This window comes from Streptomyces puniciscabiei (genome assembly GCF_006715785.1).
In the GTDB taxonomy this organism is placed as follows: domain Bacteria; phylum Actinomycetota; class Actinomycetes; order Streptomycetales; family Streptomycetaceae; genus Streptomyces; species Streptomyces puniciscabiei.
Window position 1 is genome coordinate 1,457,620 of record NZ_VFNX01000001.1, and the last position, 18,254, is coordinate 1,475,873.

General features: G+C 71.3%; 16 protein-coding genes. 2 read left to right on the plus strand and 14 right to left on the minus strand.

Annotated elements, in window-relative coordinates; all coding sequences use genetic code 11:
- Positions 1-58 precede the first annotated feature (58 nt).
- The 5 genes from FB563_RS06495 to ureA are packed head-to-tail and all read right to left on the minus strand — an operon-like array spanning position 59 to position 5,505.
- Positions 59-1,360 (minus strand): MFS transporter, encoded by a 1,302-nt coding sequence (locus FB563_RS06495; RefSeq protein WP_055703466.1) that lies wholly within the window; start codon positions 1,358-1,360, stop codon positions 59-61.
- A 38-nt stretch (positions 1,361-1,398) separates the two neighbouring features.
- Complete coding sequence (locus tag FB563_RS06500) at positions 1,399-2,010, minus strand: TetR/AcrR family transcriptional regulator (RefSeq protein WP_055703434.1); 612 nt, start codon at positions 2,008-2,010, stop codon at positions 1,399-1,401.
- A 29-nt stretch (positions 2,011-2,039) separates the two neighbouring features.
- Positions 2,040-3,077 (minus strand): agmatine deiminase family protein, encoded by a 1,038-nt coding sequence (locus tag FB563_RS06505; protein WP_055703433.1) that lies wholly within the window; start codon positions 3,075-3,077, stop codon positions 2,040-2,042.
- A gap of 8 nt (positions 3,078-3,085) precedes the next feature.
- The gene (locus FB563_RS06510; RefSeq protein WP_055703432.1) at positions 3,086-4,810 is read right to left on the minus strand and encodes an urease subunit alpha; all 1,725 of its coding nucleotides are present in this window, start codon (positions 4,808-4,810) and stop codon (positions 3,086-3,088) included.
- Complete coding sequence (ureA, locus tag FB563_RS06515) at positions 4,807-5,505, minus strand: urease subunit gamma (RefSeq protein ID WP_055703431.1); 699 nt, start codon at positions 5,503-5,505, stop codon at positions 4,807-4,809. Before ureA ends, FB563_RS06510 begins: the two co-directional genes overlap by 4 nt.
- Positions 5,506-5,650: 145 nt before the next feature.
- On the opposite strand from ureA, the gene FB563_RS06520 reads away from it, so the two are divergent.
- The gene (locus FB563_RS06520; protein WP_055703430.1) at positions 5,651-7,123 is read left to right on the plus strand and encodes a cytosine permease; all 1,473 of its coding nucleotides are present in this window, start codon (positions 5,651-5,653) and stop codon (positions 7,121-7,123) included.
- Between the two features lie 153 nt (positions 7,124-7,276).
- On the opposite strand, the gene FB563_RS06525 is transcribed toward FB563_RS06520, so the two are convergent.
- From FB563_RS06525 to FB563_RS06550, 6 genes are all read right to left on the minus strand, one after another.
- On the minus strand, positions 7,277-8,596 hold the full coding sequence (locus tag FB563_RS06525) for a KamA family radical SAM protein (protein ID WP_055703429.1): 1,320 nt from the start codon (positions 8,594-8,596) through the stop codon (positions 7,277-7,279).
- 14 nt (positions 8,597-8,610) lie between these two features.
- Positions 8,611-9,681, minus strand: a complete 1,071-nt coding sequence (locus FB563_RS06530) for a hypothetical protein (RefSeq protein WP_142218528.1) — start codon at positions 9,679-9,681, stop codon at positions 8,611-8,613.
- 285 nt (positions 9,682-9,966) lie between these two features.
- A complete protein-coding gene (locus FB563_RS06535) occupies positions 9,967-11,055 on the minus strand; it encodes a branched-chain amino acid aminotransferase (protein WP_142218529.1) in 1,089 nt (362 codons plus the stop codon).
- 246 nt (positions 11,056-11,301) lie between these two features.
- Entirely contained in the window at positions 11,302-12,345 is a 1,044-nt protein-coding gene (locus tag FB563_RS06540) for a 3-isopropylmalate dehydrogenase (protein WP_055710597.1), read from the minus strand.
- A gap of 89 nt (positions 12,346-12,434) precedes the next feature.
- Complete coding sequence (locus FB563_RS44885) at positions 12,435-12,566, minus strand: hypothetical protein (protein ID WP_107100810.1); 132 nt, start codon at positions 12,564-12,566, stop codon at positions 12,435-12,437.
- 225 nt (positions 12,567-12,791) lie between these two features.
- Positions 12,792-13,700, minus strand: coding sequence for a LysR family transcriptional regulator (locus FB563_RS06550; protein WP_142218530.1), 909 nt, complete (start codon positions 13,698-13,700; stop codon positions 12,792-12,794).
- Between the two features lie 104 nt (positions 13,701-13,804).
- Here FB563_RS06550 and FB563_RS06555 point away from each other — a divergent pair, with 104 nt between their 5' ends.
- Positions 13,805-14,800: an MDR family NADP-dependent oxidoreductase gene (locus FB563_RS06555; RefSeq protein ID WP_142218531.1), complete on the plus strand. Its 996-nt coding sequence runs from the start codon at positions 13,805-13,807 to the stop codon at positions 14,798-14,800.
- Positions 14,801-14,807: 7 nt separating this feature from the next.
- Here the strand turns inward: FB563_RS06555 and FB563_RS06560 are convergent, their stop codons facing one another.
- The 3 genes from FB563_RS06560 to FB563_RS06570 form a co-directional block, all read right to left on the minus strand.
- Positions 14,808-15,347 carry a GNAT family N-acetyltransferase gene (locus tag FB563_RS06560; protein ID WP_055709668.1) on the minus strand — a complete coding sequence of 180 codons (540 nt, stop codon included), beginning with the start codon at positions 15,345-15,347 and terminating at the stop codon, positions 14,808-14,810.
- Positions 15,348-15,528: 181 nt separating this feature from the next.
- Positions 15,529-17,160, minus strand: a complete 1,632-nt coding sequence (gene pruA / locus FB563_RS06565; protein ID WP_055709667.1) for an L-glutamate gamma-semialdehyde dehydrogenase — start codon at positions 17,158-17,160, stop codon at positions 15,529-15,531.
- A gap of 38 nt (positions 17,161-17,198) precedes the next feature.
- Positions 17,199-18,125: a proline dehydrogenase family protein gene (locus FB563_RS06570; RefSeq protein ID WP_055709666.1), complete on the minus strand. Its 927-nt coding sequence runs from the start codon at positions 18,123-18,125 to the stop codon at positions 17,199-17,201.
- Positions 18,126-18,254 lie beyond the last annotated feature (129 nt).

Here is an 18,254-nt window from a genome sequence, read left to right on the forward strand (position 1 = left end):
GGCGAACGAGAGCACGGGGGCAGTCTGGCACAGCCCCGCCCCCGGCTCACGGACCGTCTCAGGATGCGGTCGTCAGACTGGGATCCGTACGGTCCCTCCCCCGGGCGAGGTCCAGGTCCTTCGTCTCCCGCATGGTGACGTACACCACGAGGGACACGGCGGCACAGCCCGCCACGTACCAGGAGAAGCCGGACTCGATGCCGGCCTTCTTGAACCACAGGGCGACGTATTCCGCGGTGCCGCCGAACAGGGCGTTGGCGACGGCGTACGGCAGGGCCACGCCCAGGGCACGCACCCCGGTGGGGAACAGCTCGGCCTTCACGCAGGCGTTGATCGAGGTGTAGCCGGTGACGACGACCAGCGCGAGCAGGGCGAGACCGAGGGCCGGCCAGAAGCTGCCCGCATGCCTCAGCAGGGTCATGATCGGCACGGTCAGGACGGTGGAGCCGACCGCGAAGGTGATCAGCAACGGGCGGCGGCCGATCCGGTCCGACAGCGCGCCGGCGAGCGGCTGGAGCGCGGCGAAGACGATCAGCGCGGTGAAGGACACGAGCGTCGCCGTCTCCTTGGGCAGTCCGGCCGAGTTGGACAGGTACTTCGTCAGATAGGTGGTGTACGTGTAGTACGCGACCGTGCCGCCCATGGTGAGTGCGACGACCAGGAACGCCTCCCGCCGGTGCCGCCACAGGGCGCGCAGGGTGCCGCGCTCCTCGGCGTGGGAGGTGTCCTCCTCGTACAGCTCCGTCTCCAGCATGCTGCGGCGCAGATAGAAGACGACGGCGGCGCCGAGGGCGCCGACGACGAACGGGATGCGCCAGCCGTAGCCGTGCAGGGCGCTGTCGGACATGGTCCGCTGCAGGATGATCAGCAGGCCGAGGCCGACGATCTGCCCGGCGGTCATGGAGACGTACTGGAAGCTGGAGGCGAACCCGCGCCGCTTCGGGTCCGAGGCCTCGGTCAGATAGGTGGCGCTGGCCGCGTACTCGCCGCCGACCGACAGACCCTGCAGCAGACGGGCGACGAGCAGCACGAGCGCGCCGCCGTAGCCGGCGACCGTGTAGGTCGGGGCGACGGCGATGAGGATCGCCGAGGCCGACATCAGCGTCACGGTCAGCGTCAGCGCCGCCTTACGGCCCTTGCGGTCGCCCACTCGTCCCAGCAGCCAGCCGCCCACGGGCCGCATGAAGAACCCGACCGCGAAGATGCCCGCGGTGTTCATGAGCTGGGCGGTGGGATTGCCGCTCGGGAAGAACGCGCCGGCGAAGTAGGTGGCGAAGCTCGCGTACACGAACCAGTCGAACCACTCGACCATGTTGCCCGCCGAACCGACCCAGATCTTCTTCCAGTGTTGTCGTCCCATGCGCCGGTACATGCCCGGCACCGGAGCGAACGATTCCTTTACCCGGCCGGCACCAGGAGGGAGTCGGCGAGGAACTCCCTTACGTGAACCAGGACTTGGTCGCGGTCCGTGCCGCGCAGTCCGATCGCCACGTGGATGGAGAACCCGTCCAGCAGCGCACGCAACCTCGCCGCGAAGCGGTCGGCGTCCACCGTGCGGAACTCGCCCCGTGAGACGCCCTCGGCGATCAGCGCGACCAGGTCCCTGTGCCACGCCCCTTCGATCGCCACCTGCCGGGCGCGCGCCTGGTCGTCCGCGTTCTGCGAGCGGTTCCAGACCTCCAGCCAGAGCGTCCAGTGCGGGTCGCGGTGGCCGTCCGGGACGTACAGGTCGACGTACGCGGACAGACGTTCGCGCGCCGTCCCGGGACGGGTCAGCAGGCGGCCGCGCTCGGTGCCGAGCCGCCCCTCGCTCCACTCCAGGGTCTGCAGCAGCAGCTCGTCCTTGGAGCGGAAGTAGTACAGGAGATGGCCGCTGCTCATCCCGACCTCGCGGCCGAGCGCCGCCATGGTGAGCTTCTCCAGACCGCGCTCGGCGATCATGTCCATGGCGGCGGCGAGTACCTCCTCGCGCGGCGGCGCGTTCCTCCGCGCCCGTGCCGCACCGGCCATCCCTGACTCCTACATGCTCAAGAACACGCTCAGACCTTCGGCTGCTGCTGGGTGATGCAGTGGATGCCGCCCCCACCCGCAAAGATCGTACGCGCGTCCACCAGGGTCACGGTCCGCTCGGGGAAGAGCCTGCGGAAGATCCCGGCGGCGATCTCGTCGCGCGGGTCGTCGAAGCCGCACAGCACCACGCCGCCGTTGCAGAGGTAGTGGTTGATGTAGGAGTAGTCGGCCCAGTGGCCGTCGGCCTCCAGGACGGTCGGGGCGGGAACCTCGACGACCTCCAGCCTGCGGCCCCTGGCGTCCGTCTGGGCGCGCAGGATGCCGATGACCTCCCTGGTGACCTCGTGGTCGGGGTGGGCCGGGTCCGGCTGGGAGTGCGCCACCACGACACCCGGGCGGGCGAAGGCGGCGACGATGTCCACGTGGCCCAGGGTGCCGAAGCCGTGCGGCGGATAGTCACCGGTCAGGCCGCGCGGCAGCCAGATCGCCTTGCTCGTGCCGAGCTGGGCGTGGATCTCCGCCTCGACCTCCTCCTTCGACCAGTGCGGGTTGCGCTCGGGGCCGAGCTGGACGGTCTCCGTCAGCAGGACCGTGCCCTCGCCGTCGACGTGGATCGCACCGCCCTCGTTGACCAGCTTAGAGGCGTACGTCCTCGCGCCCGCGAGGTCGGAGACATACGCGGCGATCTTGGCGTCGTGCTCCCAGCGGGCCCAGTCCTGGGCGCCCCAGCCGTTGAACGTCCAGTCCACGGCGGCCAGTTCACCCTTGCCGTTGGTGAGGAAGGTGGGGCCGATGTCCCGCATCCACGCGTCGTCCAGGTCCCGTTCGACGGTGCCGATGTCCGGCCCGAGCAGCTCCTGGGCCTCGGCGGACTGGCCGGGGCCGCAGACCACGGTCACCGGCTCGAAGCGGCGGATCGCGCGGGCCACCGAGGCCCAGGCGGCGCGGGAGGCGGCGAGGTCGTCCGGGTCGTCGAAGGTCGGGTTGGGACCCGGCCACGCCATCCAGGTGCGCTCGTGCGGGGTCCACTCGGCGGGCATGCGGAAGCCGTCGGCGGCAGCAGACATGGTGATCCTTAGAGGAAGTACAGACGGTTGAGGGAGACGGAGTCGGCGGGCTCGGAGCGCAGCGGTTCGCCGTCGAGGGTGACCAGACCGGTGCGCCGGTCGACGTCGACCGCCCCGATACGGGCGTTCAGCCGCAGGTCGGCCGGGCCGATGCCCCGGGTGCCGCGCACGGCGACGCGGCGGCGACGGGTGGGCATCCGGTCGCCCCCCTGCTCCACGGCGGCCCGGGCGACGAACGCCACCGAGAGGTCGGCGGCCGTGGCGCCGTACGAGCCGAACTGCGGTCCGAGGACGAGGGGTTCGCAGGTGTCGGTGGCCGCGTTGGGGTCGCCGACCACGCCGTAGGCCGGGAAGCCGGCCTTGAGGACGAGCTGCGGCTTGGCGCCGAAGTACTCCGGGCGCCACAGCACGATGTCGGCGAGCTTGCCGGTCTCGATCGAGCCGACCTCGTGCGAAAGTCCGTGCGCGATGGCCGGGTTGATGGTCAGCTTGGCCATGTAGCGCAGGACGCGGGCGTTGTCGTCGCCGTCGCCGTCGCCCTCCAGCGGGCCCAGCTCTGCCTTCATCTTGCCGGCCATGGCGAACGTACGGCGGACCGTCTCACCGGCCCGGCCCATGCCCTGGGCGTCGGAGGAGGTGATGCCGATCGCGCCCAGGTCGTGCAGCACGTCCTCGGCGCCCATGGTGCCGGCCCGGATGCGGTCGCGGGCCATGGCGGCGTCGCCGGGCAGGTCGGGCTTGAGGTCGTGGACGGAGACGATCATGCCGTAGTGCTCGGCGACCGCGTCCCGGCCGAAGGGCAGGGTGGGGTTGGTGGAGGAGCCGATGACGTTCGGGACGCCGGCCATCTTCAGCACGTTGGGCACGTGTCCGCCGCCGCAGCCCTCGATGTGGAAGGCGTGGATGGTGCGGCCCTCCAGCACCCTCAGGGTGTCCTCGACGGACAGGCACTCGTTCAGGCCGTCGCTGTGCAGGGCGACCTGGACGTCGTGCTCCTCGGCGACGCGCAGGGCGGTGTCCAGGGCGCGGGTGTGGGCGCCCATGTCCTCGTGCACCTTGAAGCCGCTCGCGCCGCCCTCGGCCAGCGCCTCGATCAGCGGCGCGTCGTGGGAGGAGGAACCCCGGCCCAGGAAGCCGATGTTGACCGGCCAGGCGTCGAAGGCGTTGAAGGCGTGGCGCAAGGCCCACGGCGAGTTGACGCCGACGCCCCAGACGGGGCCGAACTCCTGCCCGATGATCGTGGTGACGCCGGAGGCCAGGGAGGCCTCCATGATGCGCGGCGACAGCAGGTGGACGTGGGTGTCGACGGCTCCGGCGGTGGCGATCAGGCCCTCTCCGGAGACGATGGAGGTGCCGGTGCCGACCACGACATCGACGCCGTCGAGGGTGTCGGGGTTGCCGGCGCGTCCGATGGCGCAGATCCGGCCCTCCCGGATGCCGATCGACACCTTGCGGATGCCCTGCACGGCGTCGATCATCACCACGTTGCTGATGACGACGTCACAGGTCTCGCGGACGGCGGCGGCCTTCAGGTGCAGTCCGTCGCGGGCGGTCTTGCCGAAGCCGGCCAGGAACTCGTCGCCGTAGCGCTGGGAGTCGGACTCCACGCGGACGGTGAGCCCGGAGTCACCGAGGCGGATGCGGTCGCCGGCGCGGGGGCCGTGCGTGGCGGCGTAGGCGTGCGGGTCGATGTGGATCGCCCGGCTCACCTCGCGCCCCTTCGAGCGGCTCATCGCTCCTGACCTCCGTCCGTCGTCGCTCCCAGGTATCCACAGGCGGCGGCCCTGCGCAGGGCCTCTTCCTTCGCGCCCGGCGCGTCCAGCGGTCCGTCGACCAGCCCGGCGAAGCCGATCGCGATCCGGTCGCCGCCGATCGGGACGAGCCCGACCTCCTCGCTCTCGCCCGGCCCGAAGCGGACCGAGGACCCGGCGGGTACGGCGAGGCGCATGCCGTAGGCCTTGTGGCGCTCGAAGTCCAGGCGCGGGTTGGCCTCGAAGAAGTGGAAGTGCGAGGTGACGGAGACCGGCACGGTCGCGGTGTTGGTGACGGTGAGCCGGACGGCCGGCCCCGGGTCGGCGTGCTGGGGCCCCGGCAGCAGCGCACCCGGAGCGTCCTGCCCCAGGCCGCCGCCGATGGGGTCGGAGACCACCGCGAGCCGGGAGCCGTCGTCGAAGACCGCCTCGACCATCACCTCGGTGACCACGTCGGCGACCCCCGGCAGCACGTCCTCCGGACCGAGCACGGACCGGGCCGCCTCGATGGCCTCGGCGAGCCGCCTGCCGTCCCGGGCCGCCTCGCACACGGTGTCCGCGATCAGCGCGGTCGCCTCCGGCACGTTCAGCCTCAGACCGCGCGCCCGGCGGGCCCGGGCCAGCTCGGCGGCCCCGAAGAGCAGCAGCCGGTCACGTTCCGTGGGGGTCAGTCTCACGACGCGGCACCTCCTTGCCTTCCACACTTTAGAACATCACTCTAAACACAGAATTCGTGAAACTGAAGCATTGACCCGGGGCGAGGGCTCACGTCACATTGAACGTCGCTCAAACCGAACCGGCGGGAGTCGAAGGAGACCAGCCATGCCGATAGAACAGCGCGGAGTCGACACCATCCCGGACGAGGAGCGGACCAGCGGTCCGCGCGACCTCGTCTCGATCCTGCTCGGCTCCAACCTCTGCCTCGGAGTGATCATCTTCGGCTGGCTGCCGCCGTCCTTCGGCCTCGGCTGGTGGGCGTCGGTGAGCGCGATCGTCGCGGGCACGATCGTCGGCACGGCGGTGACGGCCCCGCTGGCCCTCATCTCCCTGCGCACCGCGACGAACCTCTCCACCTCCTCCGGAGCCCAGTTCGGCGTCCGGGGCCGGCTGGTCGGCTCGGTCGTCGGCCTGCTGCTCGCCCTCGGCTACACGGCGCTGACGGTGTGGATCGGCGGCGACGTGATGATCGGCGTGCTCGGCCGGATGGTGGGGCTGCCCGCGGACGGGGTGTCGTACGCCGTCGTCTACGCGCTGCTCGCCGGTGCCACGGTCGCGGGCGCGGTGTACGGCTACCGGGTGCTGCTGAACATGTCCAAGGTGCTGTCCATCGGCATGACCGTCCTGCTGGTGCTCGGCGTCCTCGCCTACGCCCCGCACTTCACCACCGCGGCGCTGCCCCAGGCGGGCGGATATCTGCTCGGTTCCTTCTGGCCGACCTGGTTCCTGTCGGCCGTGGCCGCGGGCCTGTCCGGTCCCATCGCGTTCATCACGCTGCTCGGCGACTACACCCGCTACATCTCCCCCGCCCGCCATTCCAACCGCCGCGTCCTGCGGGCCACGTGGGCCGGCCTGACCCTGGGCCTGCTGGTGCCGCAGCTGTTCGGCACGTTCACGGCGTACGGCGCCCACGCGGCCCTCGACTACGCCGGTCCGCTGGTGCAGGCCTCCCCCACCTGGTACCTGGTCCCGCTGCTGCTGTCCGCCTCGGCGGGCTCGGTCGGCAACGCCGGTCTGATGCTGTACTCGATGGGCCTGGACCTGGACGCGATCCTGCCGAGGGCCTCCCGTGCCCGCGCCACCTACACGGTCGCGATCGTCGCCACGGCCTGCGTGTTCGTCGGCCACTACGCCTGGAACGCGCAGTCCGCGATGACGTCCTTCGTCCTGCTCCTCACCGCCATCGGCACGCCGTGGGCGGTCATCACCCTCATCGGATTCGCCCGCTGCCGCGGTGTGTACGACGCCGACGCCCTGCAGGTCTTCAACCGCCGTTCGCGTGGCGGGATCTACTGGTACAAGGCGGGCTGGAACATCCGGGCGACCGTCTCCTGGGCCGTGGGCGCCGGTGTGGGCCTGCTCGGGGTGTCCCTGCCGTCGTACCAGGGCCCGCTGCTGCACCTGACCGGCGGGGTGGACTGCAGCTTCCTGCTGTCGGGCGCGGTCGGGGGGCTGGTGTACCTGGCGCTCGGGTCCGGCCCGGCCGCGGTCCATGCCGGGGCCGGGCACGTCGAACTCAGCGCCCGAGTAGACCCACCGCGGTCAGTGACGGAATCGTCACGCCGATTGACGCGGTAAACGCTATTCCGCCGGCCGGAAGGCAGTCCAGGATCCGGTCTCCCGAACCGACCTTGACCAAGATGGCGATCAAGCCGACCACCAGTGCCACGAGTAAGGCGACGGCGAGCGAGAGCAACGCGACCGCCGGTTGAGGCGACGAAGCCGTCATTCTCACCCCACCTCCAGCCCCGGCAGGAAGCGGTCCGCGCCGAAGGCCGGCTTCAGGTCCGTGAACCAGGTCGCGCCCTCGTCGTACGCGGCGAAGAACGGGCGGTCGACCAGCTCGGGGTCGCGGGCCTGGATGAGGTGGAGGACGAAGACCTTCTCGCCCGCCACCTCGGCGACGCCGTCCACACAGACCTTGCCCGGCATGGCCGACATCACCGGTCCGCGCACCGTCCGGGCGAGCCCGGAGACCCGGGCGTAGGCGGCACGGAAGATCGCGTGACCGCGGGCCAGCGGCACCCCGAAGTAGCCCTGCGGGCCGGTGTCCCGCTCCACGAACTGGTAGTACGGCACCGCCCCCAGCGCGGTCGTCTCCTCCCACAGCTCCGCCCACGCCTCGGCGCTGTCGTTGATCCCGGCGACCAGCGGGCCCTGACAGCGGATCACGGCGCCGGTGTCCCGCACCCGGCGCATCGCCTCCCGCACCACCGGCGGGCGCAGTTCCCGCGGGTGCGTGAAGTGGGCCATGAGCGCCAGGTGGCGGCCGCTCGCGACGACCTTCTCGAAGAGCCGCAGCAGGTCGTCGGCGTCCCGGTCGGTCAGGAAGCGGTACGGCCAGAAGGCGAGCGACTTGGTGCCGATCCGGACCGAGCGGACGGTGTCGATCTCCAGCAGCGGCTCCACATAGCGGCGCAGCACCTCGGTGCTCATCACCAGCGGGTCGCCGCCGGTGATGAGCGTGCTGCTCACCTCCGGGTGGGCGCGCAGATAGGCGCTGGTGGCGGCGATGTCGTCGGTGGCGATGCGCAGCTCGGACTCGCCGACGAACTGCGGCCAGCGGAAGCAGTAGGTGCAGTAGGCATGGCAGGTCTGGCCCTGCCGCGGGAAGATCAGCACCGTCTCGGGATACTTGTGCTGAAGACCCGTCAGACGGTGGCCCTCGTGCACGGGGACGTTGGCGTCGAGCTGGCCGGAGGGGTGCGGGTTGAGCCGCATCCGGATCTCGTGCGCGGCGCCCCGGACCTCGGCACCCGGCGCGTCCCGCGCCAGCAGGTCAGCCATCCGGCGCACGTCGTGCGCGGGCAGCATGCCGCTCTGCGGGAAGGTCAGCCGGAAGACCGGGTCGTCGGGGACGGCCGACCAGTCGATCAGTTCGTCCACGACATAGGAGTTCGTGCGGAAGGGCAGGACCGCGGCCACGGCCCGCAGGGCCAGCCGTTCCGCGGGCGGCAGGGAAACCCGGCCCAGCAGTCCGTCCAGGTCACGGGCGGTGAAGGCGCGGAACCGGGGGTCCACGTGCGGTGCGGGGTGGTGCGCTGAACTCATCTGTGCCAGGGCCTCTATTCCGTGACCAGGACCGGCGGCCGCAACTCCACGAAGGCGGTCGCCGACGCATCGTACTTCTCCGCGAAGTGCTGGATGAGGAGCGCGTGCAGGGGACTTTCGTCGTCGACCACGATCAGCTCGTGGGCACCCGGCGCGGTCAAGGACTCGCTGTAGGCGGAGAGTTGGTCGAGGCGGTGGCGGGCCATGTACGACACAAGGTCGGACCCGGCGACGTACAGGCGATCCTCGACGTACACGAAGTGGCAGCGGAACTCCCGGCGGCCGTCGGACGCGTCGACCAGGGTGAGCGGCAGCCGGGTGAAGTGCTCCATGGGCTTGCTCTGCCGCCACAGCTCGTCGAAGCGCTGCTCCACGAAGGTGCCGAGCGGGGAGCGGACGGCGACCTCCAGCTGGACGCCCTCGCCGGACAGCCGGCCCACCGTGAGGAAGGAGACCAGACAGCGCTCGTCCCAGCGGTAGAGGGTGACACCGGGGGACGTCTGGCACAGTCGGACCTCCAGCAGGGCGCGGGAGGTGTCGTCCAGGCGGCGCGCGAAGTGGTCCAGGGTGCGCAGGTTGCGCATGATGTCGCGGCGGATGTCGGCGCTCTGCTCGCCCAGTTCACGGCCGCGCAGGATGACGGCGAGCGAGTCGGGGTCCAGCAGCAGGATCTGCACCCGCGCGCCCTGCCCGGTGGCCGCCCTGATCCCCCGGAAGAGACGCTCGGAGAACTGCGGCCCGAACAGGTTGGAGAAGGTGTCCAGCACCTTCACGCAGGCCGTCGCGCCGTGCACCTGGGAGGCGAACCACTCGTAGTCGAGCCGGGTGTGCTCCCGGACCCGGCCCTCCTGGGCACGGGAGATCAGCGGGCCGATCACGAACACGGTGATGACCACGCCGACGAGGTCGGTGCCGAGGTTGAGGGCGAGGTTCTGCTGGTAGGAGTCCATGCCGTGAGCCGTCCACAGCAGCAGGGCGGCACAGCCGGTGAGGGCCGCCAGCGCGGTGAGGCTCTGGGGGCGGCGCGGGGTGCGTAACGTGCGCAGTAACCAGCGCAGCCTTGGTACCGGCGACCAAGCGTTCACCTGCGGTGCCTCCCCCGTCCCCCGTGCGCACCGGGGCACGCGCCCCCCGCGGGATGAGTGGATACCCAGACGCCCCGCGCTCCAACCGCACCTGTGTTCCCGCCGCGCCGCTTCGTCCGCGCCCCGCTTTACCCGCGGCCCCGCCTTGGCCGCCGCCCCGCCTTGCTTGCGGCCCCCTTGCCCGCCGCCCCCATGTCTCCGCCGCGACGGCGCGCTCGGCCCGTACGGCGGTGACCGGCGGTACCGAACCGGACCTGGGTCGTCGGGCACCGCCGGCCGAAAGGTTCAGCCGATGCGGTGCATCCAGCCGTGCTTGTCCTCCGTCACACCGCGCTGGATGCCGAGCAGGGCCTCGCGCAGGCGGAGGGTGACCTCGCCGGGGGTGCCGTCGCCGTGGGTCCAGGCGTCGGTCTTGGTCTTGACGTGGCCGATCGGGGTGACCACGGCGGCGGTGCCGCAGGCGAAGACCTCGGTGAGGGCACCGGAGGCCGCGTCCGCGCGCCACTGCTCCAGGGTGACCACGCCTTCCTCGGCGGTGTAGCCGAGGTCGCGGGCGACCTGGAGGAGGGAGTCGCGGGTGATGCCCTCCAGGATCGAGCCGGTCAGGGCGGGGGTGACGATCCGGTCGCCGTAGACGAAGGCGACGTTCATGCTGCCGCTCTCCTCGACCTTGGTGCGGGTCACCGCGTCGAGGTAGACGACCTGGTCGCAGCCGTGCGCGGCGGCCTCGGCCTGCGGCAGCAGCGAGGCGGCGTAGTTGCCGCCGGTCTTGGCGTCGCCGGTGCCGCCGGGGACGGCACGGACGTGGTCCTCGGAGACCCAGATGGTGACCGGCTTGACGCCGCCGGCGAAGTAGGCGCCGGAGGGCGAGGCGATGAGCATGAACAGGTACTCGTTCGCCGGGTGCACGCCGAGCGCGGCCTCGGTGGCGAACATGAACGGGCGCAGGTACAGGGACTGCTCGCCGCCGTGCGGCGGGACCCAGTCGGCGTCCTGGGTGAGCAGCGCGTCCAGCGCCGCGATGAAGAGTTCCTCGGGCAGCTCGGCCATGGCCATGCGGCGGGCGGAGTTGCGGAAGCGGCGGGCGTTCGCCTCGGGGCGGAACAGCGCGATCGAGCCGTCGGGCTGGCGGTAGGCCTTCAGTCCCTCGAAGATCTCCTGGCCGTAGTGCAGGACGTGGGTGGAGGGGTCGAGGGAGATCGGGCCGTACGGGACGAGCTGGGCGTCGTGCCAGCCGCGGCCCTCCGTCCACCGGATCGTCACCATGTGGTCGGTGAAGTGGCGGCCGAACCCGGGGTTGGCCAGGATCGCCTCGCGCTCTGCGGCGGCGAGGGGGCTGGCGGAGGGCTTGAGCTCGATCGTGGGCGTCGTCATGAGTGGTTGTCCTTCACCGGTTGTAGTGACGGGCCGCGCTCACGCCCCGTCACTGCGACCTGCCAGTGTTAGGACGTCCGAGCTTTCCCTCATACCGCGGCTCCGCGTCCGATTATCGCGCGGGGCCCACGGCGGAAGGAATGGGGGTGAAAGCGGCCCAGGGGTCGATGGTGGCACCCGGCGGGGACATGGGAAAGCCGCCGGGTGGTCGTCCGACCCGGCGGCTTCTCGTGGTGGAGCGCCGGGTCAGCCGGCTACTCGGGCGGCGAGCGCGTCGCCGATCTGCGAGGTGCTGCGGGCACCCAGCGCGGCGCGCTCGGTGAGGTCGGCGGTGACGGCCGCGTCGATGCGGTCGGCCTCGCTGTCGTAGCCGAGGTGGCGCAGCAGCAGGGCGACGGACAGAACCGTGGCGGTGGGGTCGGCCTTGCCCTGTCCGGCGATGTCGGGCGCGGAACCGTGGACCGGCTCGAACATCGAGGGGAACTCGCGGGCGGGGTTGACGTTCCCGCTCGCGGCCACGCCGATGCCGCCGGAGACGGCCGCGGCGAGGTCGGTGATGATGTCGCCGAAGAGGTTGTCGGTGACGATCACGTCGAACCGGCCCGGGTCGGTGACCAGGTAGATGGTCGCCGCGTCGACGTGGATGTAGTCGGTGGTGACCTCGGGGAACTCCTTGGCCACCTTGTTGAAGATGTTCGTCCACAGGTGACCGGCGAAGGTCAGCACGTTGTTCTTGTGGACGAGGGTGAGCTTCTTGCGCGGGCGGGCCTGGGCGCGGGCGAAGGCGTCGCGGACCACGCGCTCGACACCGAAGGCGGTGTTGACCGAGACCTCGGTGGCCACCTCGTGCTCGGTGCCCGTGCGGATCGTGCCGCCGTTGCCGGTGTAGGGGCCCTCGGTGCCCTCGCGGACCACGACGAAGTCGATCTCCGGCTGGCCGGCGAGCGGGGTGGCGACGCCGGGGAGGAGCTTCGACGGGCGCAGGTTGACGTGGTGGTCGAAGGCGAAGCGGAGCTTGAGGAGGAAGCCGCGCTCCAGGACGCCGGACGGCACCGACGGGTCGCCGATGGCGCCGAGCAGGATGGCGTCGTGCTGCTTCAGCGCGGCGAGATCGCCGTCGGTGAGGGTCTCACCGGTGGCGTGGTAGCGCTTCGCGCCGAAGTCGTACTCCTTGGTCTCCAGCTTCACATCCTGCGGCAGGACGGCGGAGAGGACCTTGAGACCCTCGGACACGACTTCCTGTCCGATGCCGTCCCCGGGGATCACTGCGAGATTGATGCTGCGAGACATGCGGGCACCCTACTCCTCGTCCCAGGTGATGACACGGCCCGTCCGGCATATGGACGGGCCGGGACGGCGCGGACGGCGCACGCGAGGGCTCAGTGGCCGGTCTCGCCGCCGTTGTCGCGGCGGTCGAGGGCGCGCTGGAGGGCGGCGGCGGCGTTCTTGCGGTCGGACTCGCTCGCACGGGACACGTGGCGGACTCGGCGGCGGACGGTCGTCTCGGCCATGGGAATCGACTCCTTCGGCAAACACGGAGCACGGCAATGAGGGGTTACGAGACGCCGGATGGGGCGGGGAGCCACGGGCCGCAGGGGTTGCCTGCACCGGGCCCGGCTCACGACCGCCATTCGCTTGATCGAGCGAGACGTTCGGCTCCTACAAAGCTAAGGGAGCGGCGCGCTCCTGTCTCCACAATTACTCGGACTTCCTACTATCTGAGACAGTGGACCGCGTCACACCGCTCTGAGCTGGGGCTTCGTGCGTTCGGGTGACGCCCCGCCGAGCGACCGCAGGGTGCGGATCAGGGCCCGTACGGCGGTCGTCGTGGCGAGTTCGGGGGTGGTGACGTAACCGACGGAGCGGTACGGCCGCTCCGGCCCGAGGTCGGTGATCCCGACGGCGGGCGGCGCCCCGGTGAGGGAGAGCGCGGGCATGATGGCCATGCCGAGCCCGCTGCCCACCATCGACAGCACCGCTCCGTCGTCCTCGGCGGTGACGGTCGCCGCCGGGATCCAGTCCTGCGCGGCCCACCAGGCACGGGTGTAGGAGCCGCAGTTCTCGGCCCAGTCGACGAGCGGCAGGGTGCGCGGGTCGGGGTGCCCGGCCGGATGTGCCAGGGAGTACGGCTCCTTCAGCAGCTCCCCGCCGACCAGCCCGGCCGGCGGCGGCCCGCTCAGGGTGGCGATCCCGAGGTCCGCCCGGCCGGCGGCGACCTCGCCCGCGGTGCCGGCACCCAGTTCCCGTACGACGGCGACGGTCACCTCGATGCCGGGGTGCCGCTCGGCGAGCCGTTCCAGGGCCGCCGGCAGCAGATGCAGGGCGGCGCCGCGGAAGGCGGCGATCCGCAGCGGCCCGGCGATCTCACCGGTGTCCGCCCCGCGGACCTCGGCGGCCAGTGCCTGGAGCATGCGCAGCACCCGTCGCGCGTGGGCCACCGCCCGCTCCCCGGCGGGCGTCGGCCGCGCACCGAACCGCCCGCGCTCGAACAGCACGACGCCCAGCTTCCCTTCGATGCCGCGCACGGCGTGCGAGACGGCGGACTGGGTGGCCCCGAGCCGTGCGGCCGCGGCGGAGAAGGCGCCCTCGTCGGCCACGGCGACGAGGATGCGCAGTTCCTGCGGGCCAAGGTCTGTTGCCGTCACTGCGGGCTCCCCACCTGCACATATGAGCCGGATTCATGGACCGGCGCGTTCCATGAGCCCAACCCCCTGCCCACCCCCCGCATTCCTGCCTACCGTCCCCTGCCATGACCGAGATCGCGCTCACCGTGCAGCAGACCGCCCGCCCCACCGGCTTCCCCACCCCCGACCACTTCCGTTTCGCCGAGTCCCCGGTGCCCGAACCGGCGCCCGGTACCGCCCTGGTGGAGAACCTGCTGTGGTCCGTGGACCCCTACCACCGCGAGATGATGGACGGGGACTTCGCGCTGAACGCCCCGCTGGAGGGCCGCACCCTGGGCCGGGTGGTCGCCTCCCGCACCCCGGCCCTGCCGGAGGGCTCGGTGGTCTTCCACCGCCAGGGCTGGCGCACCCACGCGGTGGTCCGCCCGGAGGAGGCCGGACGGCTCCCGCACCACCCGGGCGTCCCGCTGTCGGCGTACCTGAGCGTGCTGGGCGGCACGGGCCTGACGGCGTACGTGGCCCTGACCAGGATCGCCCGGCTGCGCGAGGGCGAGGACGTGTTCGTCTCCGGCGCGGCGGGCGGGGTCGGCACGGCGGCCGGCCGCTTCGCCCGGCTGCTCGGCGCCGGCCGGGTGATCGGCAGCGCGGGCACCGCGCAGAAGGTGAAGTACCTGACGGAACAGGTCGGTTACGACACCGCCTTCGACTACCGCACCGCCCCGGCCGCCGACCTGCTGGCCGCGGCGGCGCCCGCCGGCATCGACGTCTTCGTGGACAACGTCGGCGGCGACCAGCTCGGCGCGGCGATCGGCGCACTGCGCGAGAGGGGCCGGGTGGTGCGGGTCGGCACGGTCAGCCAGTACAACACCCCCGACGCCCCGCCGGTCGTGTTCAACCACGCCGACGTCGTGGAGAAGAGCCTGCGCATCGAGGGCTTCCTGGTGAAGGACCACCGGGACGCACAGGAAGAGCTGTACGACTTCGCCGTACCGCATCTGCGCAGCGGGGCGCTGGTGGCGGACGAGACGGTGGTGGAGGGGTTCGAGCGGATCGTGGAGGCGTTCCTGCTGATGCTGCGCGGCGGGAACACGGGCAAGATCCTGGTTCACGCTACGGCGTGACGCGCCTTCAGGTGATGTCCCCGTCACGCCAGTCGAGGACCAGCTCCCGGGCCGGGTCGAGCGGCCCGGCGAGCGCGGGGCGCACGTACACGCCCCCTTCCTCCTCCGGCAGCCGTACGATCCCGTCCGGCGAGAGGGCGTGCACCTGCCCGCCCCACCGCTGCCAGCCCCGGGCGGCGTACAGCGGGGCGCCCTCGTCGCTCGCGGCCAGCGCGCCGAGGTCGTAGGCCCGGTCGATCACCCGCTCCAGCTCCGCCGTCACCCGCGCTCCGAGCCCGGTCCGCCGCACGTCGGCGCGTACGGCGACGGCCTCCACGTACCCGGCCCGCAGCCAGCGCCCGCGGTGGCGGATCCGGCGCATCACGACGGCCCCGTGCGCGACGAGTCCGCCCCTGCCCTGGACCATCACATGCATCCCTCCGAGCCCGTGATCCCAGTCCTCGTCGGAGAAGTCTCCGCCGAACGCCTCGTCCAACAGGGCCCGCACGGCGCGCAGTTCGCCGGGACCGAGGTCGGCGGTGTGGGCGGTACGCAGGCGAACGGTCATGGCGCCACTATCCCGTGAACCGAGCCGGACGAGGAGGTTCGCGGTGTCGCCGCGCGGCGAGGTCTCCGGACATGTCCCACACCCCCGGGCCGCCGCGGCGTGACCGCCGGGAGTTGGAAACGGGCCGGGAAGCCTGCTCGGTGTCAGGCTTCCCGGCCCGTCGCTCGGGAGGGGCCGGCGATCAGCCCATGTGCGGGTAGGAGTAGTCGGTCGGCGGGACCAGGGTCTCCTTGATGGCGCGGGTCAGGGTCCAGCGCAGGAGGTTCTGGGGGGCGCCGGCCTTGTCGTTGGTGCCGGAGGCGCGGCCGCCGCCGAAGGGCTGCTGGCCGACGACGGCGCCGGTCGACTTGTCGTTGATGTAGAAGTTGCCGGCCGCGTAGCGGAGCTTCTCCATCGTGTACGCCGCCGCCGCGCGGTCGTTCGCGATGACCGAGCCCGTGAGGGCGTAGTCCGACACCGACTCCATCTGGGTCAGCATCTCGTCGTACTTGTCGTCCTCGTAGACGTGCACGGCGAGGATCGGGCCGAAGTACTCGGTGCGGAAGACCTCGTTCTCCGGGTCGCTGCACTCGATGACCGTCGGGCGGACGAAGTAGCCGACCGAGTCGTCGTAGGAGCCGCCCGCGACGATCGTGCAGGCCGGGTCCTCCTTGGCGCGGTCGATCGCGGCCTTGTTCTTGGCGAAGGCGCGGTCGTCGATCACGGCGCCGATGAAGTTCGACAGGTCGGTGACGTCACCCATGGTCAGGTAGTCGACCTCGGCCGCGAACTCCTCCTTGAAGCCGCTGTTCCAGATCGACGCCGGGATGTACGCCCGGGAGGTCGCCGAACACTTCTGGCCCTGGTACTCGAAGGCGCCCCGGGTGAGGGCCGTCTTGAGGACCGCGCGGTCGGCGCTCGGGTGGGCGACCAGGAAGTCCTTGCCGCCGGTCTCGCCGACCAGACGCGGGTACGAGCGGTACTTCTCGATGTTGGTGCCGACCGTCTTCCACAGATACTGGAAGGTCTTGGTCGAGCCGGTGAAGTGGATGCCGGCGAGGTCGCGGTGTTCCAGGGCGACCTTGGAGACCTCGATGCCGTCACCGGTGACGAGGTTGATGACGCCCTTGGGGAGGCCGGCCTCCTCCAGGAGCTGCATCAGCAGCACGGCCGCGTGGGTCTGCGTCGGGGACGGCTTCCAGACGACGACGTTGCCCATGAGGGCGGGGGCCGTCGGCAGGTTGCCCGCGATGGCGCTGAAGTTGAAGGGCGTGATCGCGTAGACGAAGCCCTCGAGCGGGCGGTGGTCGAGGCGGTTCCACACGCCCGGGGAGTTCGCCGGGGGCTGCTCGGCGATGATCTGGCGGGCGTAGTGGACGTTGAAGCGCCAGAAGTCGACCAGCTCGCAGGGCGTGTCGATCTCCGCCTGCTGGGCGGTCTTCGACTGGCCGAGCATGGTGGACGCGGCGATCGTCTCGCGCCAGGGGCCGGCCAGCAGCTCGGCGGCGCGCAGGATGATCGCGGCGCGGTCGTCGAAGGACATGGCACGCCAGGCCGGGGCGGCGGCCAGGGCCGCGTCGATGGCGTCCCGGGCGTCCGCTTGCGTGGCGTGGCGGCCGGTGCCGATGACGGCCTTGTGGTTGTGCGGCTGGACCACCTGGAACGGCTCACCGCCGCCCAGCCGCTTCTCGCCGCCGATGGTCATCGGCAGCTCGATCGGGTTCTCGGCCAGCTCCTTGAGCTTGGCCTCCAGCCGGAGGCGCTCGGGCGAGCCGGGGGCGTAGCCGTGCACCGGCTCGTTGACGGGGGTGGGGACCTGGGTCACAGCGTCCATGAGATCCGAACTCCTTGATCTTGAGCGGGTGTTGGGGCTCAGCCCTTGCTGACCATCGAGCGGAGGAAGAAGCGCAGGTTGGCCGGCTTCTCCGCGAGCCTCCGCATGAAGTAGCCGTACCAGTCGGTGCCGTAGGCGGTGTAGACGCGCATGCGGTGGCCCTCGGCGGCCAGGCGCAGGTGCTCGTCGCTCCGGATGCCGTACAGCATCTGGAACTCGTACTCGTCGAGCTTGCGGCCGGCCTTGTGGGCCAGTTCCTGGGCGATGGCGATCAGGCGCGGGTCGTGCGACCCGATCATCGGGTACCCCTCGCCCTCCATCAGGATCCGCAGGACACGGACGTACGCCTTGTCGATCTCGTGCTTCTGCTGGTAGGCGACCTCGGCGGGCTCCTTGTAGGCGCCCTTGACCAGGCGGACCCGGCTGCCGGCGGCGGCGAGGCGGCGGGCGTCGGCCTCGGTGCGGAAGAGGTAGGCCTGGATGACGCAGCCGGTCTGCGGGAAGTCCTTCCGCAGCTCCTCGTGGATGGCGAACATCGAGTCGAGGGTGGTGTGGTCCTCGGCATCCAGCGTCACGGTGGTACCGATGGCGGCGGCGGCCTCGACGACCGGTCGGACGTTGGCGAGCGCCAGCTCGTGACCGCCGGGGAGCGCCTGGCCGAACATGGACAGCTTGACCGACATCTCGACCTTCTCGCCGAGCTGCAGCTCCTTGAGGTGGTCGATCAGCTCGAGGTAGGCGTCCCGGGCGGCGGTGGCCTGCTCGGGGGTGGTGATGTCCTCGCCGACGACGTCCATCGTCAGCTCCAGGCCCTTGGCGGTCAGGTCCTTGATGATCGGCACGATGTCGTCGACGGTCTCGCCGGGGATGAAGCGGTCGACGACCTGCTTGGTCACCGGGGCCGCCGAGATCAGGCGTCGCATCCGGTCGCTGCGCGACGCGGCGAGAATCACGGGACCCAGCACGGGGCACCTCCACAGACAAGCACCAATTCGGCCATCACCCGACGATTCGGGTACGGCACGGAGAACCACCGTGAAACCTAAGGATCTCTCCGATCGTGAGCCATCGACAGCTGTCACGCATCCGTGCAC

Excerpts from the sequence above, each read along its gene's own strand:
- FB563_RS44885 (WP_107100810.1), bottom strand. The coding sequence starts at position 12,566 with ATGGCCGAGACGACCGTCCGCCGCCGAGTCCGCCACGTGTCCCGTGCG.
- pruA (WP_055709667.1), bottom strand. The coding sequence starts at position 17,160 with ATGGACGCTGTGACCCAGGTCCCCACCCCCGTCAACGAGCCGGTGCAC.
- FB563_RS06560 (WP_055709668.1), bottom strand. The coding sequence starts at position 15,347 with ATGACCGTTCGCCTGCGTACCGCCCACACCGCCGACCTCGGTCCCGGC.
- FB563_RS06535 (WP_142218529.1), bottom strand. The coding sequence starts at position 11,055 with ATGACGACGCCCACGATCGAGCTCAAGCCCTCCGCCAGCCCCCTCGCC.
- FB563_RS06510 (WP_055703432.1), bottom strand. The coding sequence starts at position 4,810 with ATGAGCCGCTCGAAGGGGCGCGAGGTGAGCCGGGCGATCCACATCGAC.
- FB563_RS06540 (WP_055710597.1), bottom strand. The coding sequence starts at position 12,345 with ATGTCTCGCAGCATCAATCTCGCAGTGATCCCCGGGGACGGCATCGGA.
- FB563_RS06520 (WP_055703430.1), top strand. The coding sequence starts at position 5,651 with ATGCCGATAGAACAGCGCGGAGTCGACACCATCCCGGACGAGGAGCGG.
- FB563_RS06555 (WP_142218531.1), top strand. The coding sequence starts at position 13,805 with ATGACCGAGATCGCGCTCACCGTGCAGCAGACCGCCCGCCCCACCGGC.
- FB563_RS06505 (WP_055703433.1), bottom strand. The coding sequence starts at position 3,077 with ATGTCTGCTGCCGCCGACGGCTTCCGCATGCCCGCCGAGTGGACCCCG.
- FB563_RS06525 (WP_055703429.1), bottom strand. The coding sequence starts at position 8,596 with ATGAGTTCAGCGCACCACCCCGCACCGCACGTGGACCCCCGGTTCCGC.
- FB563_RS06495 (WP_055703466.1), bottom strand. The coding sequence starts at position 1,360 with ATGGGACGACAACACTGGAAGAAGATCTGGGTCGGTTCGGCGGGCAAC.
- FB563_RS06500 (WP_055703434.1), bottom strand. The coding sequence starts at position 2,010 with ATGGCCGGTGCGGCACGGGCGCGGAGGAACGCGCCGCCGCGCGAGGAG.